Raw genomic sequence first — 14822 nt, 5'->3', positions numbered from 1 at the left:
TCGCGGAGCGGTCGCGGTATTCGAAGGTATGGACCGCGGCCGGGGAACCGGTAAAGGTGGAAGACATGAACGCGCTATGGCATGGCTTCGCCGACATGGGCGCCGTCGAGCGGGACGGAGCGTTCGTGGTCGCCCGCGGGGAGGGCGCCTACGTCTTCGACCGGGCGGGCAACCGCTACCTGGACGCCACCGCGGGCCTGTGGTTCGCCAACGTGGGCCACGGGCGCGGCGAGATCGCCGACGCGGTGGCCGCGCAGCTGCGCACGATCGCGCACTACTCCAATTTCGGCGACATCACCGAGCCCGCCACCCAGGAACTCGCCGAGCGGCTCGCCGGGCTCGCGCCGGTTCCCGGCAGCAAGATCTTCTTCACCTCGGGCGGCTCCGACTCCGTCGACACCGCGACCAAGCTCGCCCGCCGCTACTGGCACGAACTAGGGCAGCCGGGCAAGACGATCATGGTCGGGCGGCGGATGGCCTATCACGGCATGCACGTGGGTGGCACCGCGCTCGGTGGCCTCCCGGGAAACCGCGAAGGCTATGGCGAGCTGATGCCCGCGGCGCGCACCGTGGAATGGGACGACGCGAAGGCACTGCTCGCCCTCATCGAGGAAGTCGGCGCCGAGCGGATCGCCGCGTTCTTCTGCGAACCCGTCATCGGCGCGGGCGGTGTGTATCCGCCACCGGCGGGTTACCTCGCCGAGGTGCGCCGGATCTGCCGCGACCACGACATCCTGTTCGTCGCCGACGAGGTGGTCACCGGTTTCGGCCGCATCGGCGGAGCGTGGTTCGCCTCGTCCCGGCTCGCGCTCGAACCCGATCTGATGACCACCGCGAAGGGGCTGACCTCCGGATATCTCCCGATGGGCGCGGTATTCGCCGCCCCGCGCGTGGCGGAGCCGTTCTTCGCGGGCGGCGTCTGGTGGCGGCACGGCTACACCTACGGCGGCCACGCGGGCGCGGCGGCCGCCGCGTTGGCGAATCTCGACATCGTCGAGCGGGAAGACCTGCTCGCGGCCGCTTTGCGCCTGGAATCCAGCCTGCACGATCAGCTGTCGGTGCTCGCCGAACACCCCAGGGTCGCCGAGGTGCGCAGCGGATTCGGCGCCGTCGCGGCCATCCAGCTCGCCGATCCCGCCGAAGGGCCGCGACTGGTCAAGACGTTGCGTGCGCACGGCATCTCCGGTCGCGCCGCGGGCCAAGGGGCCATGCAGGTCTCCCCGGCCTTCGTCATGACCGACGACCAGGTCGCCGAGCTCGTCGAGGGATTCACCCGCGCGTTGAACGATGCTTGACGTCAGAGGTCACGGCTCATGAAGACGCTGTGTGGATCAGGGCGGTAGTCACCGAACGGCGGGCAGTGGGCGAAGCCGTGGGCGGCGTAGAGCCGTCGTGCGGGCCGGAAGAAATCATGCGCACCCGTCTCGAGGCTGAGGCGGCGGTAGCCGCGCGCGGTGGCCTCGGCGAGCAGATGACGCAGCAGGGTGGTCGCGATACCGCGGCGTTGGTGCGTCGCGGCGGTGCGCATGGATTTGATCTCGGCGTGGTCGTCGTCGAGGCGCTTCACCGCGGCGCATCCGGCGAGGGCCGCACCGTCCCATGCGGTCCAGAACGTGACGTCCGGATGACGCAGCGCCGCCAGTTCCAGCGCGTGCATGCTCTCCGCGGGCGAGTGCGCGGCCATCTCGGCAAGGTGCTCGGTGAGCAGTGCCGCGACCTCCGGGCCGGTGAGGTCGTCGACGACGATGCGCAGACCGTCGCGCTCGATCTCGGTGACGTGTGTGCCGGCCTGGTGGGACATGACTCCATCATGGCGGGTCGCTCGGTTCCATCCGCATCCCGCCACTGACTCGGCATCTCGCCGAGGCCGCACCCGAGCGTTCCCCGGGCGGCCTCGAATCGAAGAGCGCCGCGCGGAGCCGACTTCCGCGACACGGCGGAGCACGCTGCGAAGTCGTCGCCGGGACGGCAGGCCGTGCTCAGAACTGTCCGACAGCAGCCTTCAACAGCATCGAAGTAGCACGCTGTCAGCGCTGTCTTCAGGGTAGATCGAAACCACTGTCGTTCAACCGAATCCGCGATGCGGCGCGCACCTCGGAACTCGGCCATGAGGGCAGGCGATCGAATTGCTGAGGTATGGCTTCCCTCTGCGTCCTACATGATGTGCGCGATTTGAAAATGACACCTCGAACGCTCCGGGATGCGAGCATGGAAGGGCGACGACCGTGGTCGCCGTGCTGAGAGGTGGTGGGGTGTGGCGCAGTTCGTGCAGGAGTATGCCGTATTGCGGTGGATGATGGTGGCGGCGTTCGTGATCGCCGCGGGGATCGTGCTGTCGCGGGTGGCGGCGGCCGCGACGTCGTCGACCGGGTCCGTCGCGCAGACGCGGCCACCGTCGGACACCTCGGCCGGGCACTCCGAATCCGATGCGGCCCACCTGGTGATGTGCCTGGTGATGCTCGGCATGCTGGTGTTTCCCTCGGGCGCGAGCCCGCATGCGGTGCGCGGCGTACTGACGGCGATGGCCGTGGTGTTCGCCGGGTTGCTGACGATCCGTGCCGTGGAGCACGCCACCCAGGGGCGGCCATTGCCGATCGACCGGCTGGTACCGCTCGGCTACCACATCGTCGCCGCCGCGGCGATGCTCTACGCGATGTCCGGCCATACGGGTTCCGGCCATGCGGGCGGTCCGTCCACCGGACCGGCGCTCGTTCTCGCCGTCCTGTTCCTGCTCGACGCGCTTCTGGTGACCTTCACCGCCTGTACCGGCCGGACCCGGGCGCACGTGCCGGGGCCGCTGGGGCTGCTGGTGCGTTCCAGCGGCTGCGTCGCCGCCCTCACCGGTCCCGCGAAACCGTGGGCGGCGGTGCCGCATGTGGTGATGGACGCGGGCACCGCATACATGCTCGCGGTCGTGATCATTCGGTGACCGTGACCAATCCGGTTTCCCGCGCATACCGAACCCCTGTGCATGCAGGCACGGGATTCGGCCATGAGCAACGAACACGGTTCTGCTTCACCCCATCGCTCCGGCGGTCCGGCACGTGCGCGCGAGGAAACCGATGCCCCGGCGCTCGCGTGCCCGCTGCCCACCGGCTACGACCGAGCAGGGGCGACCCGCGCGAGCCGTGAGCTCGCGGCGCTACTCGCCGCCGCAGGCGCGGGCGATCGCGGCGCGTTCACCGAGTTCTATCAGCTGACCAGTCCGCGGGTGTTCGGGCTCGCGGTGCGAGTGCTGCGCAGTCATGCCGCCGCGGAGGAGGTGACCCAGGAGGTCTACCTCCAGGTCTGGTCGATGGCCCATCGCTACGATGCCACGCTGGCCAGTCCGGTCGGCTGGCTCATGATGCTCGCCCATCGCAGGGCGGTGGACCGGGTTCGCGCGGAGAGTTCGGCCACCAGCCGGGACCTCGTCTACGCGCACGAGCAGCTCGGGCGCGCCCACGATGTCGTCGCCGAATCGGTCACCCAGCGCATCGAGGAGCAACAGGTGGCAGGCTGCCTGGAGAGGTTGACCCCCACGCAGCGCGAAGCGATCGTGCTGGCCTACTACGGCGGGTGGACCTACCGGGAGGTCGCCGATCGTCTCTCGGTGCCGCTGCCCACGATCAAGACCCGCATCCGCGACGGGCTGAAACGATTGGAGCAATGTTTGTCCGGGGAAGGCAGCGATGGTTGACACCTCGCCGCGCTCGGAGGCGGACCTCATCGACCTCGCCTACCCCTGCGCGCTGGACGCGGTCGCCGATATCGAACGCAGGCACATCGATGCCCGTCTGGCGGCCGCGGACCCGGAAGTGCGCCAGGCGTTCTCCGACACCGTGTGGCAGGTGCGTGACGTCATGGGGCGGCTGGCCGTGCTCGGTGAGCTCGCGCCGCCGCCGGAGCTGGAACGCCGCATCCTGGCCGCGCTGCCCGACGAGCGCGCCGAGCGGTCGAGCACGCGGATCGCGTCGTGGCGGCGCTCGCTGCGCTGGGTGGCCCCGATCGCGGCCGTCTTGTGCCTGGTGATCGGCGGCAGCGTGGTGACCGCGCAGCTCCTCGGCTCCCACTCGGACCCGGCCGCCGCCGATCGGGTGCACATGCGGACGGTGAACGGATCGTTCGCCGGGGGTGGGCTGCTCGTCGTCGACGCCTCACCCGAACTCGGACGCGCGGTCGTCGTCTTCGATCGGGTCGCTCCGCCGCCGCTGGGCCGGGTGTATCAGGTGTGGCTGGTCGGTTCCGACGGGCAACCCCGCTCGGCGGGATTGCTGAGCGACGTGCCGTCGACCGAGCGGCCGTTCGTCACCGGTTTCCGGTCCGGCGAAGTGCTGGCGGTGAGCGTCGAACCGGACGGCGGTTCGGACGCACCGAGCGGCGATCCGATCGTGGGCGTGACCCTGCCCTGAGCGGCGTCAGATCTCCACCGGCTGGTCCGCGGCGACTCGGCCGCCCAGATGCACCCAGCCGTCGGAGTCCCACCGGGTGAACAATTGCGAGCCTTTGCCCTGGGTGATGACCAGTCCCTTGCGCAGCAGCGCCGTCAACGCCACGGCCGCGGCTCCGGTCGCCTCGTCCTCGGTGATGCCCATGGTCGGCGCGAACATGCGCGATCGCAGGGCGGCGCGATGCTCGTCGGTCCACGCCCACAGGTAGTGCGGACCGCCGGGAAACTCCTCCGGCCGCAAGGTGGCCAGCTCCTCGGCGTCGTCCAGTTGATGGAAGGTGAACGCGGGCGCCCACTCGCCGCGAGCGGTGATCCAAGTCAATCCCTCGGTGAGTTCCACGGCCACCGGGCCCGCGGGGACGTCCAGTGTCCGCACCGCAAGGCCCTGCGACGCGAACCACCACGCCGTCCCCACCGAGGGGTGCCCGGCGAACGGAAGTTCCATAGTGGGGGTGTAGATCCGCACCGCGGCGGTGCCGTCCACCGGCTCCTCGACGACCACGGTCTCGCTGTATCCGGCCTTGGCGGCCAGCGCCTGCCGATCGGCCGCGGCCACGTCGGCCGCCCGTGCGATACCCAACTCGTTGCCGAAGCGTCCGGCGGCGTCGGTGAACACTCGCACCACATCGACCTGTGTGCTCATGCTCGCCGAGCCTACTCGGATGCCGCGGGCGCGAGCTGTCACGCAGACCACAATGGAACGCGAAAGAGGCCCCCGTCGCAGGACAGGGGCCGCTTTCCCAGCGAAATCAGATCGCGGCCGCGGTGAGGGCCTCGGTCGACTGCACCGCCTGGCCGACACCGGCCACGATCGCGGCGGCGCGCAGCGATTCGAAGATCACTTCGCGGGATACGCCCGCTTCGCGCAACGTGTGCTCGTGCGCCTCGAGGCAGTGCGCGCAACCGTTGATCGAGGAGACCGCGAACGACCACAGCTCGAAGTCGGCCTTGTCGACGCCCGGCGTGCCGATGATCTGCATGCGCAGCCCGGCCCGCAAGTCGTCGTAGCGACCGCCGAGGAACGCCTTGCCCCGGTAGAACACGTTGTTCATGCCCATGATCGAGGCGGCGCCGAGCGCGGCGTTGTACGCCTCCGCCGACAGCGCGTCGGCGGCTTCCTCGGCGATCTCGCGCAGCGTGGTCGTCGACCGGGTGGCGGCCGCCGACGCGAGCAGGGTGCCCCACAACTGCTGTTCGTTCAGCACCGTGGTGCGCGCGATGGATGACAGATTGAGCTTGAGGTCCTTGGCGTACTCGGGAAGGGAGTTCTTCAGGTTCTCAATGCTCATGCGGCGATTCCTCTACTCGAAGCGATCCCGTGCGGGGACCAGGTCGGTTCTCGATGGTGTGGGGTTGGGACGTACCAGGAAGTCCGGATGCGACTGCGGTTTTCAGACGCTGGCGGACAGGAGTTCGCCCGCGTTGATGGTGGGGTCGCCCTTCTTCCAGTTGCAGGCGCACAGCTCGTCGGACTGCAGGGCGTCGAGCACGCGCAGCACCTCGTCGACGTTGCGGCCGACCGAACCCGCGGTCACGGAGACGAACTGGACCTCGTTGTTCGGGTCGACGATGAAGGTGGCGCGGTCGGCGACGCCGTCGGCGTTGAGCACACCGGTGGCGGCGGCCAGTTCCCGCTTGAGGTCCGAGAGCATGGGGAAGGGGAGGGTCTTGAGGTCCTCGTGCTGAGCGCGCCACTGGAAGTGCACGAACTCGTTGTCCACCGACGCGCCGAGCACCACGGCGTCCCGGTCCTCGAATTCGTCGTTGAGCTTGCCGAACGCGGCGATCTCCGTCGGGCACACGAAGGTGAAGTCCTTCGGCCAGAAGAAGACGATCCGCCACTTGCCCGCGTGGTCGTCGCTGGTGATCCGGGTGAAGTAGTCGTCGGGCTGCTGAGCGTCGACCTTCGACAGGTCACCGCCGATGACCGCGGTGAGGTTGTATGCCGGGAATTGGTCGCCGATGGTCAGCAGGGCCATGCTCGTCTCCTCGTCATTTGATTGCCAACTGTGTTCTGCGGTATTGCCGAACCGTTGCCGTGAAAGTCGGCCACCGACTCGAATTCAGCACTCACACCGCGGGTGAAAAGCTCATGGGCGATCTTGCCCAAGGGGCGGTAAAAGGTAAAGGTGATCAGTCGCACTACACTGATAGGGGTGACTGATCAGACTTATCAGCCCACCCTGTCACAGCTGCGTGCGTTCGTGGCGATCGCGGAATACCGCCATTTCGGCACCGCGGCTGCCCGTCTCGGTGTGAGTCAGCCCACGCTATCGCAGGCGCTCGCCGCCCTGGAACACGGGCTCGGGCTCCAGCTGATCGAACGCAGCACCCGGCGCGTGCTGGTGACCGCCGCCGGGATGCGGTTGCTGCCAAAGGCGATGGCGACGCTGGAGGCCGCGGACCGTTTCGTCGCGTCGGCCACCGGTGACGGGCTCGGCGGCACGCTGCGGATGGGCATCATCCCGACGGTCGCCCCCTATGTGCTGCCCGGGTTGCTGCCGGAATTGCGCAAGCGGCTGCCCGAACTGCGCCCGCAGATCATCGAGGACCAGACCGCCCGTCTGCTGGACGGGCTGCGCACCGGCGTGCTGGACGTCGCGCTGCTGGCGGTCCCCACCGAGATGCCGGGCCTGGTCGAGATTCCGCTGTACTCCGAGGAATTCGTGCTGGTCACGCCGCGCGGCCACGAACTGGCCGGGCGTGGCGACCTGGCGGCGTCGGTGCTGGACGCCCAGCCGCTGCTGCTGCTGGACGAGGGGCACTGCCTGCGCGATCAGACCTTGGAGGCGTGCCGCTCGGCCGATGTGCATCCCGCCGCCGTCGGCGACACCAGGGCCGCGTCCCTGTCCACCGTGGTCCAGTGCGTGGCGGGCGGGCTCGGTGTCACGCTGATCCCGCAGATGGCGGTCGCGGCGGAGACCGCCCGCGGCACGTTGGACGTGGCGCACTTCTCCGCTCCCGCACCCGGCCGCACCATCGGCCTGGTTTTTCGCACGTCCAGCGCCCGCGCCGACGATTACGAATACCTGGCCGCCATCATCCGTGCTCAGCGGCCGATGTAGCTGCGTCGAACGCGCCGGCCGGGCACAGTGGAGGCCGGTGAGAGGAGAGGCGAGTTGGCATCGGCGGCGCTGGGAGAGGGGCGGCTCGGCCGCCTGTCCGGATCGAACCATGCGTTGTTCGTCTACGGCACCCTGCAGTTCCCCGAGGTGTTGACGACGCTGCTCGGGCGAGTGCCATCGCTCGAACCGGCCGAGCTGGCCGGGTGGCGCGCCGCCGCGCTGCCGCGGCGGTTGTATCCGGGACTGGTCGCCGCGGCGCACGGGCGCGCCCGCGGCGCCGTGCTGACCGGTCTCAGCGCGACGGAGTGGAGGATTCTCGACGCGTTCGAGGACGACGAGTACGACCTGCGCCAAGTGCGCCTCGAGGGCCGGAACGCTCCGGTGTGGACCTACGTCTGGACGGTGGCGGCGGACTCGGCGGACTGGGAACGGGACCGGTTCGCCGCCGAGCATCTCGCGCGTTTCGCCGTCCGGTCCGCGCGGTGGCGGCAGGACCCCGCGAGCTTCTCGGACTCGGCCGGACCCGGCTGGTCGGATCCCTCGGCGTGAGGCCATATGTGCGGCTGTTGCAATTCCAAGACGACCGGTCGTATATTCACCGCATGGCACGACCGCGACGCAGCCAGGACACCCGGCGTCTTCTCGTCGAAGAGGGCGCCGCGGGGTTTCTGACCAACGGCTACCACGGCACGGGTATCAAACAGATCCTGGACAAGGTCGGTGTGCCGAAGGGCTCGTTCTACAACTACTTCGACAGCAAGGAGAGCTTCGGTCGCGCGATCATCGAGCACCATTCGGTCTGCGTACAGCGCAATCTGACCGAGGCGTTCGGCGCGGAGCCGGACCCGGTGAGCGGCTTGCGGGCGTTCTTCGGACGGCTGATGGACGATTTCGTCGCGGCGGATTTCACCGGCGGGTGCCTCATCGCGAATCTCGGGGGCGAGCTGGAAGGCAGTGAGCTGTTGCGGGAATCGTTGTCGGTGGCTTGGCGCGCATGGCGCGATCGCGTCGCCGAGCAACTCGTGCAGGCGCAGCGCCTCGGCATGATCCGCGCCGACATCGAGGCGGTCGAACTGGCCGATCTCCTGCTCGAATCCTGGGAAGGGGCGGTCATCAGGATGAAGATGGAGCGCACCCTCGCGCCGCTGCACAAGTGCCTCGATCGCCTGCTGGGCGATTACTTCCTGCCCTGAGTCCAGGGGTAGCACCTGTCCGGCGTCTTCGTCTACCCGTTCCAAGACGACCGGTCGTATATAAGAAAGGATCACCATGGTGAAGACCGTCATCGTGACCGGTTCCTCGAGCGGAATCGGTCGCGATATCGCACGGGCGTTCGTGGAACGCGGCGACAACGTCGTGCTCAACGGCCGAGACGAGGAAAAGCTGACCCGGGTGGCTGCTGAACTCGGTGCGCCGGAGCGTGTGGCTACGGTGCCGGGCGATATCGGCGCCGCCACGACCGCGGCGACCCTGGTGCGCGTCGCGGTGGAGCGATTCGGTGGCGTGGACGTGCTGGTCAACAACGCGGGCATCTTCGGAGCCAAGCCGTTTGTCGAGGTGACCGAGCAAGACCTGGACGTCTATCTGAACGGCAACCTCAAAGGCACCTACTTCACGACGCAGGCCGTGGTGCGGCAGTTCCTGACGCAAGCCAGGGGCGGCAGCATCGTGAACATCGGCACCGTGCTGATCGATCACGCCCTCGCCGGGTTGCCCGCCACCGCGGCTTTGGTCAGCAAGGGCGGCATACACGCGTTGACCACCAGCCTCGCCGCCGAACTCGCCGCCGAGGGCATCCGGGTCAACGCTGTCGCCCCCGGCATCATTCGCACACCGCTGTTCGGCGACGGCGACGAGCCTGCTTCGGGCAGACTCGCGCTGTTGAACCGCATCGGCGAAGTCGCCGAAACGACGGCCGCGGTCTTGTATCTCGCCGACGCGGCCTTCACCACCGGACACATCCTCCCCGTCGACGGCGGGTTCATCTCTGGAAGGGCGGCCTGAAATGCCTTATGTGAACATCAAAGTCACCGACGAAGGCGTGACCCGCGAGCAGAAGGCGCGGCTGATCAAGGGTGTCACCGATCTGCTGCAGGACGTGCTCGGCAAATCGCCCGCGAGCACGTACGTCGTGATCGACGAGGTCGCGCTGTCGAACTGGGGCGTCGGCGGCGTCGACGTCGAGCAGTGGCGCGCGCAGCAGCGCTCCTGAACCAACCGGGACCAGCCGCCCGTCGACCCGGCGCGGCTCTGATCGGACACGAAACACCGAATGCGCCGGTTCCGGATCCGGAACCGGCGCATTCGGGCGCCGTTGCCTAGACCCGCAGGGCGTGCGGTTCGATCGCGCCGCGCTCCAGCGCCCTGGCGTCGATGGTCTCGGGCTGGTAGGGCAGCTGCGCCAGGCGATCGGTCATCCCGCCGACCGGGTCGTCGATCTCCTCGACCAGGCCGAACAGGAACGACCACTCGTGTTCGTCGCTGCCGTAGTGCACCACGGTGCCGAACTGCTCGTGGAAACGCTGCCAGGACCGCTTCAGGGTCTCGTTGCGCCACATCGTCGCGCAGCCCGCCTGGGCGCACAGCACACCGCCGGGCGCGAGCAGCGCACGACATCGGGACAGGAACTCCGCCTCGTAGAGGCGGTTGTGCTGCGCGTCCTCGACGCGCTCGTCCGGCAGGTCGATCACGATGACGTCGTACCGGGTGCCCGCCCGCTCGGCCTCGGCCAGGAAGTCCCAGCCGTCGGCGTAATGGACCTTGATCGGCCCCTCACCCTTGACCGCGGCGGCCAGTTCATCCCTTGTGTAGCCGTAGGGCAGGTGCTCGGCGCACAGCTCGACCTCGAGCTGGTCGATGTCGACGTGGTCGACCAGAGTGGCGCCCGCGGCGACCGACATCTGGCTGGCGACGCCTTCCCCGGAGCCGATGATCAGCACCTTGTCCAGCTTCTCGGCCAGCACGAAGGCGGGGACCATCATCGCCTCGTGGTAGGTGACCTGGGAGAACTCGGTGGACTGGCGGTCGTCGTCGGAGAACAGGCTGATGCCCTGCTCGGTCCGCGCGATGATCATGTGCTGGAACGGGGTGTGGGTGTCGACGATCACGTCGTGCAGGTCCCAGATGCGGGTCAGGCCCGCGCCCACCGGCTCCTCGATCCGCTGACTGCCGTGTCCCCTGCGGATGACCTGCATCCGAACGTCCTTGGGCGCCAACGCGTCCCGCAGTAGCTCGACCGCCTTCGACGCGCCAGCGCCGATGCTGCCGCAAGTGAAGACGTCGACGAAGATGTCGCCGGACTCCGGATAGGTGTGAATCGAGGCGTGGGACTCCGACAACAGCGCGAGGACGGTCACCCCCTGCGGTTCGAACTTCTTGTGTACGACATCGCAGATGGTGACGCCCGCCGCGATCAGAGACTCACGCAACGCCGATTCGAGTCGTTCGAGATCGTCGCAGAGGGCTGCGTCGACACCACCGAACTCGGCCAGCACATGCCAACCGGTGAATTCCGCCGTCATGGGCAAACTCACTCTCGCTCAGCGCCCGAGACATGAACGGTCAAGGGCGGAAAACCATTGAAGGACACCGACGAATAGCTCGCGGTATAGGCACCGGTGTCGAGGATTCGAACGCGATCACCGGCTCGCAACGTGGTCGGTAGGAGGACTCGCGTGCGTTGATACAGTACATCGTCGCCGTCGCAGGTCGGACCAGCCACCACCGCCTCGTCGACGGGGTCGCCGTCGCGATCGGTGACGAACCGGTAGGCGATGTACTCGTTCTCTGTCTCGGCCATGCCGTTGTAGCGGCCGATGTCGAGATACACCCAGCGCCGACCGTCCGGCGCGGTGCGGACGCCGACGACCTCGGCGTGAATCGTGCCCGCCGAACCGACCAGTGCCCGGCCCGGTTCGACGACCAATCCGGTATTCCCGGAAAGGAATTCGGCCGCCGCGTGGTTCACCACCGCGGCGATCTCGCCCAGCGCGGGCGCCGCGTCGGCGTAGGAGATCGGCAGCCCGCCGCCGATGTTCACCGAGCCGACCGCGATATCCTTGTCGGCCAATGCCTCGGCGATCCGGCCCGCCTGCTCGATGCCGATCCGCCACGCGGTGGGATCCAGTTGCTGAGAGCCGACGTGGAAGTAGGGTCCGGCGACGACCAGCCCGAGATCCCTGGCCCGGACCAGCAGCCGGAACGCCTCGCCGGGGCTGCAGCCGAACTTCGTGCCGAACGGGGTGCGCGACTCCGGCGCCGAGGCGAGGAAGCGGCACTCCACCTCGGAGCCGGGCGCGTGCTCGGCGATGCGCAGCAGATCGTCCTCGGTGTCGAAGGCGAAGCGGCGCACCCCGAGGGCGTAGGCGCGGGCGATGTGCGCGGCCTTCTTGATCGGGTTGCCGTAGCACAGCCGCTCCGGCGCCACACCGAGTCCGAGGCAGAGGTCGATCTCGCCGATGCTGGCTACGTCGAATTCCGCGCCTTCCTCGTCCAGCAGGCGCACGATCTCCGGCACCGGGCTCGCCTTCACGGCGAAACGGATCCTCGTCGCGGCGCCCGTGCCCGCGGACAGGGCGGCGTCGAGCGCGCGGTAATTCTGGCGGACACGCTCGGGATGGATGACAAGGTACGGCGATTCGGGCATAGTTGATCTTTCGCTTCGGCAGCGGGGGAGAGAGTATCAGCGGCCCCTACCCAGTAACGAATCCGTCCAAACCTGGATTCGCCCCATGGTGGCGCAACCCTGTCATCAGGCCGCGACGGAGCTGCTGACCTGCGGGAACAGGTGGCCGGTAGGCGATGCGGGCTCAGCCGGCGGACACGGTGACGTCGTCGAAGACGACCTCGCCCGCGGCGTCGGACTCGGCCAGATCGACCACCGCGTCGATCGACCAGCCGTGGTCGCCCGCCGGGTCCTCCAGCACCTGCCGTACATGCCAGAATCCGGGTCTTCGTTCCACTTGGAACAGTTGCGGTCCCCTGGCGTCGGGTCCGGTGCCGATGCGCTCGTATTCCGCGTAGTAGTCCGCGAGTGCCTCGGCCCAGTCCGGGCCGGGACCGAGTGCCGCCAGCTCGTCCCAGCGTCGCAGCGCGGCCAGTTCGACCCGGCGGAACATCGCGTTGCGGACCATCACCCGGAACGCGCGTTCGTTGGCGGAGATCGGGCGGACGGTTTCGGCGCCGAACGCGATCTGGTCGGCGTCGGTCTCCGCGCCCGGGTTGGTCAGTTGCTCCCATTCGTCGAGCAGGCTCGAATCGACTTGCCGCACAAGCTCTCCGAGCCACTCGGTGATGTCGTCGAGTTCTTCGGTGCGCGCCGACTCCGGCACGGTGCGCCGCAGCGCGCGATAGGCGTCGGCGAGGTAGCGCAGCACCACGCCCTCGGATCGGGCCAGCTCGTAGAAGGAGATAAGTTCGGCGAAGGTCATGGCGCGCTCGATCATGTCGCGCACCACCGACTTCGGCGCCGGCGCGAACTCCGACACCCACGGGTGTCCGGCTCGGTAGGTCTCGAAGGCCGGTTCGATCAGTTCGGCCAGCGGCTTGGGCCAGGTCACCTCTTCGAGCAGTTCCATCCGCTCGTCATAGTCGATGCCGTCGGCCTTCATCTCCGCGATGGCCTCGCCGCGCGCCTTGTGCTGCTGGGCCATGAGCAGCTGGCGCGGATCCTCCAACGTGGATTCGATGAGCGACACCACGTCGAGGGTATAACTCGGGGACTGTTTGTCCAGCAACTCCAGCGCGGCCAGCGCGAACGGCGACAGCGGCTGGTCGAGGGCGAAGTCACGCTGCAGGTCGACGGTCAGGCGGGCGCGGCGGCCCTGCGCGTCGGGTTCGGGCAGTTGCTGCACCACCCCGGCGTCGCGCAGCGCCCGATACAGCCGGATGGCGCGCAGAATGTGCCTGCGCTGGGCGGGCCGCGGCTCGTGGTTGTCTTCGAGCAGATGGCGCATGGCGGTGAAGCAGTTGCCCGGCCTGGCGATCACATTCAGCAGCATGGCGTTGGTGACCGTGAAACGCGACACCATCGGCTCCGGCTGCGCGGCGACCAAGCGGTCGAAGGTCTCCTCACTCCAGGAGACGAAGCCTTCCGGCGGTTTGCGCCGCTGCACCTTGCGCTGCTTCTTGGGATCGTCGCCCGCCTTGGCCAGCAGCCGAGTGTTCTCCACCTCGTGCTCCGGAGCCTGCACGACGACGGTGCCCATGGTGTCGTAACCCGCCCGGCCCGCGCGGCCCGCGATCTGGTGGAACTCCCGCGCCTTGAGCCTGCGTGTGCGCACGCCGTCGAATTTGGTCAGCCCGGTGAGCAGCACCGTGCGGATGGGCACGTTGATGCCGACGCCGAGGGTGTCGGTGCCGCAGACCACCTTCAACAGGCCGTCCTGGGCCAGGCGCTCCACCAGTCGCCGGTACTTCGGCAGCATGCCCGCGTGATGTACGCCGATGCCGTGCCGGATCAGCCGCGACAGCGTCTTGCCGAACCCGGCGGCGAACCGGAATTCGCCCAGCGCGTCGGCGATCGCGTCCTTCTCGGCGCGCGTAGCGAAATTCACACTCGTCAGCGCCTGCGCGCGTTCGAGCGCGGCGGCCTGCGTGAAGTGCACGACGTACACCGGAGCCTGGTGGGTGGTGACCAGCTCTTCGAGCGTCTCGGTGATCGGGGTGCGGGCATAGGAGAAGCTCAGCGGCACGGGACGCTCGGTGCCCGCGACGATCGCGGTGGAGCGGCCGGTCCGGCGCTCCAGGTCACGGGCGAAAAAATCGACCTCCCCGAGGGTGGCCGACATGAGCAGGAACTGGGCGCGGGGAAGTTCCAGCAGCGGGACCTGCCAGGCCCACCCCCGATCGGGGTCGGCGTAGAAATGGAATTCGTCCATCACCACTTGGCCGACGGCGGCGTCCGCGCCTTCGCGCAGCGCCAGATTGGCCAGGATCTCCGCGGTCGCGCAGATGATCGGCGCGTCCGGATTCACCGCGGCGTCGCCGGTGACCATGCCGACGCGTTCGGCGCCGAATACCTCGCACAGGGCGAAGAATTTCTCGCTCACCAGCGCCTTGATCGGAGCGGTGTAGTACGTGCGCAGGCCCTGGGTGAGGGCGAACAGATGCGCGCCGACCGCGACGAGTGACTTTCCGGAACCGGTTGGGGTGGCGAGGATGACGTTGGATCCGGATGCCAGCTCGAGCAGCGCCTCGTCCTGCGCGGGGTAGAGCGGGGTGCCCTGCTCGGCGGCCCAGATGCCGAACGACTCGTAGAGCGCGTCGGCGTCGGTCCCCGGGATGTCGAGCAGTTCGGTCAGATCCACTCCGACAACCCTACGGCCTCG

The 14822-nt window shown here is 68.4% G+C and carries 16 protein-coding genes; 9 read left to right on the top strand and 7 right to left on the bottom strand.

What is annotated here, in order from left to right:
- The first annotated feature begins 65 nt into the window (after positions 1–65).
- On the top strand, positions 66–1295 hold the full coding sequence (locus tag ACWESM_RS01220; protein WP_452490633.1) for an aminotransferase family protein: 1230 nt from the start codon (positions 66–68) through the stop codon (positions 1293–1295).
- A 2-nt stretch (positions 1296–1297) separates the two neighbouring features.
- On the opposite strand, the gene ACWESM_RS01215 is transcribed toward ACWESM_RS01220, so the two are convergent.
- On the bottom strand, positions 1298–1801 hold the full coding sequence (locus tag ACWESM_RS01215) for a GNAT family N-acetyltransferase (protein ID WP_452490631.1): 504 nt from the start codon (positions 1799–1801) through the stop codon (positions 1298–1300).
- Positions 1802–2254: 453 nt separating this feature from the next.
- On the opposite strand from ACWESM_RS01215, the gene ACWESM_RS01210 reads away from it, so the two are divergent.
- The 3 genes from ACWESM_RS01210 to ACWESM_RS01200 all read left to right on the top strand — a co-directional run bounded on the left by ACWESM_RS01210 (position 2255) and on the right by ACWESM_RS01200 (position 4391).
- Positions 2255–2929 (top strand): DUF5134 domain-containing protein, encoded by a 675-nt coding sequence (locus tag ACWESM_RS01210; protein WP_452490629.1) that lies wholly within the window; start codon positions 2255–2257, stop codon positions 2927–2929.
- 63 nt (positions 2930–2992) lie between these two features.
- Positions 2993–3679, top strand: a complete 687-nt coding sequence (gene sigK / locus ACWESM_RS01205; RefSeq protein WP_364426035.1) for an ECF RNA polymerase sigma factor SigK — start codon at positions 2993–2995, stop codon at positions 3677–3679.
- Positions 3672–4391 (top strand): anti-sigma factor, encoded by a 720-nt coding sequence (locus ACWESM_RS01200; protein WP_356961544.1) that lies wholly within the window; start codon positions 3672–3674, stop codon positions 4389–4391. The genes sigK and ACWESM_RS01200 overlap by 8 nt, the downstream gene beginning before the upstream one ends.
- Positions 4392–4397: 6 nt before the next feature.
- Here ACWESM_RS01200 and ACWESM_RS01195 read toward each other — a convergent pair whose 3' ends face one another.
- The 3 genes from ACWESM_RS01195 to ACWESM_RS01185 all read right to left on the bottom strand — a co-directional run bounded on the left by ACWESM_RS01195 (position 4398) and on the right by ACWESM_RS01185 (position 6408).
- Complete coding sequence (locus ACWESM_RS01195) at positions 4398–5072, bottom strand: PhzF family phenazine biosynthesis protein (RefSeq protein WP_355070307.1); 675 nt, start codon at positions 5070–5072, stop codon at positions 4398–4400.
- A 106-nt stretch (positions 5073–5178) separates the two neighbouring features.
- A complete protein-coding gene (locus ACWESM_RS01190; protein ID WP_355070309.1) occupies positions 5179–5718 on the bottom strand; it encodes a carboxymuconolactone decarboxylase family protein in 540 nt (179 codons plus the stop codon).
- A gap of 102 nt (positions 5719–5820) precedes the next feature.
- A complete protein-coding gene (locus ACWESM_RS01185; RefSeq protein WP_355070311.1) occupies positions 5821–6408 on the bottom strand; it encodes a peroxiredoxin in 588 nt (195 codons plus the stop codon).
- Positions 6409–6585: 177 nt separating this feature from the next.
- On the opposite strand from ACWESM_RS01185, the gene ACWESM_RS01180 reads away from it, so the two are divergent.
- The 5 genes from ACWESM_RS01180 to ACWESM_RS01160 all read left to right on the top strand — a co-directional run bounded on the left by ACWESM_RS01180 (position 6586) and on the right by ACWESM_RS01160 (position 9706).
- Positions 6586–7494, top strand: coding sequence for a hydrogen peroxide-inducible genes activator (locus tag ACWESM_RS01180; RefSeq protein ID WP_450016637.1), 909 nt, complete (start codon positions 6586–6588; stop codon positions 7492–7494).
- Positions 7495–7548: 54 nt separating this feature from the next.
- Complete coding sequence (locus tag ACWESM_RS01175; RefSeq protein WP_452490627.1) at positions 7549–8043, top strand: gamma-glutamylcyclotransferase family protein; 495 nt, start codon at positions 7549–7551, stop codon at positions 8041–8043.
- A gap of 53 nt (positions 8044–8096) precedes the next feature.
- The gene (locus ACWESM_RS01170) at positions 8097–8687 is read left to right on the top strand and encodes a TetR/AcrR family transcriptional regulator (protein ID WP_355070317.1); all 591 of its coding nucleotides are present in this window, start codon (positions 8097–8099) and stop codon (positions 8685–8687) included.
- Positions 8688–8763: 76 nt separating this feature from the next.
- Entirely contained in the window at positions 8764–9498 is a 735-nt protein-coding gene (locus tag ACWESM_RS01165) for an SDR family NAD(P)-dependent oxidoreductase (RefSeq protein ID WP_355070319.1), read from the top strand.
- Position 9499: 1 nt separating this feature from the next.
- The gene (locus ACWESM_RS01160) at positions 9500–9706 is read left to right on the top strand and encodes a tautomerase family protein (RefSeq protein WP_355070321.1); all 207 of its coding nucleotides are present in this window, start codon (positions 9500–9502) and stop codon (positions 9704–9706) included.
- A gap of 106 nt (positions 9707–9812) precedes the next feature.
- Here ACWESM_RS01160 and speD read toward each other — a convergent pair whose 3' ends face one another.
- The 3 genes from speD to ACWESM_RS01145 all read right to left on the bottom strand — a co-directional run bounded on the left by speD (position 9813) and on the right by ACWESM_RS01145 (position 14801).
- Positions 9813–11015, bottom strand: a complete 1203-nt coding sequence (gene speD, locus ACWESM_RS01155) for an adenosylmethionine decarboxylase (RefSeq protein WP_364426023.1) — start codon at positions 11013–11015, stop codon at positions 9813–9815.
- A gap of 8 nt (positions 11016–11023) precedes the next feature.
- Positions 11024–12139 (bottom strand): type III PLP-dependent enzyme, encoded by a 1116-nt coding sequence (locus tag ACWESM_RS01150; RefSeq protein WP_355070324.1) that lies wholly within the window; start codon positions 12137–12139, stop codon positions 11024–11026.
- 163 nt (positions 12140–12302) lie between these two features.
- Entirely contained in the window at positions 12303–14801 is a 2499-nt protein-coding gene (locus tag ACWESM_RS01145) for a DEAD/DEAH box helicase (RefSeq protein WP_355070326.1), read from the bottom strand.
- Between the last annotated feature and the right edge of the window lie 21 nt (positions 14802–14822).

The sequence above is a fragment of the Nocardia sp. NPDC003999 genome (assembly GCF_053604885.1).
Note: the sequence above shows the minus strand (reverse complement) of the source record. Positions and strands in the feature narration are given on the sequence as shown.

What these genes read in the sequence shown, in the direction of transcription:
- ACWESM_RS01220 (WP_452490633.1), top strand. Translation starts at nt 66, where the DNA reads ATGAACGCGCTATGGCATGGCTTCGCCGACATGGGCGCCGTCGAGCGG.
- ACWESM_RS01215 (WP_452490631.1), bottom strand. Translation starts at nt 1,801, where the DNA reads ATGTCCCACCAGGCCGGCACACACGTCACCGAGATCGAGCGCGACGGT.
- sigK (WP_364426035.1), top strand. Translation starts at nt 2,993, where the DNA reads ATGAGCAACGAACACGGTTCTGCTTCACCCCATCGCTCCGGCGGTCCG.
- ACWESM_RS01200 (WP_356961544.1), top strand. Translation starts at nt 3,672, where the DNA reads ATGGTTGACACCTCGCCGCGCTCGGAGGCGGACCTCATCGACCTCGCC.
- ACWESM_RS01195 (WP_355070307.1), bottom strand. Translation starts at nt 5,072, where the DNA reads ATGAGCACACAGGTCGATGTGGTGCGAGTGTTCACCGACGCCGCCGGA.
- ACWESM_RS01190 (WP_355070309.1), bottom strand. Translation starts at nt 5,718, where the DNA reads ATGAGCATTGAGAACCTGAAGAACTCCCTTCCCGAGTACGCCAAGGAC.
- ACWESM_RS01185 (WP_355070311.1), bottom strand. Translation starts at nt 6,408, where the DNA reads ATGGCCCTGCTGACCATCGGCGACCAATTCCCGGCATACAACCTCACC.
- ACWESM_RS01170 (WP_355070317.1), top strand. Translation starts at nt 8,097, where the DNA reads ATGGCACGACCGCGACGCAGCCAGGACACCCGGCGTCTTCTCGTCGAA.
- ACWESM_RS01165 (WP_355070319.1), top strand. Translation starts at nt 8,764, where the DNA reads ATGGTGAAGACCGTCATCGTGACCGGTTCCTCGAGCGGAATCGGTCGC.
- ACWESM_RS01160 (WP_355070321.1), top strand. Translation starts at nt 9,500, where the DNA reads ATGCCTTATGTGAACATCAAAGTCACCGACGAAGGCGTGACCCGCGAG.
- speD (WP_364426023.1), bottom strand. Translation starts at nt 11,015, where the DNA reads ATGACGGCGGAATTCACCGGTTGGCATGTGCTGGCCGAGTTCGGTGGT.
- ACWESM_RS01150 (WP_355070324.1), bottom strand. Translation starts at nt 12,139, where the DNA reads ATGCCCGAATCGCCGTACCTTGTCATCCATCCCGAGCGTGTCCGCCAG.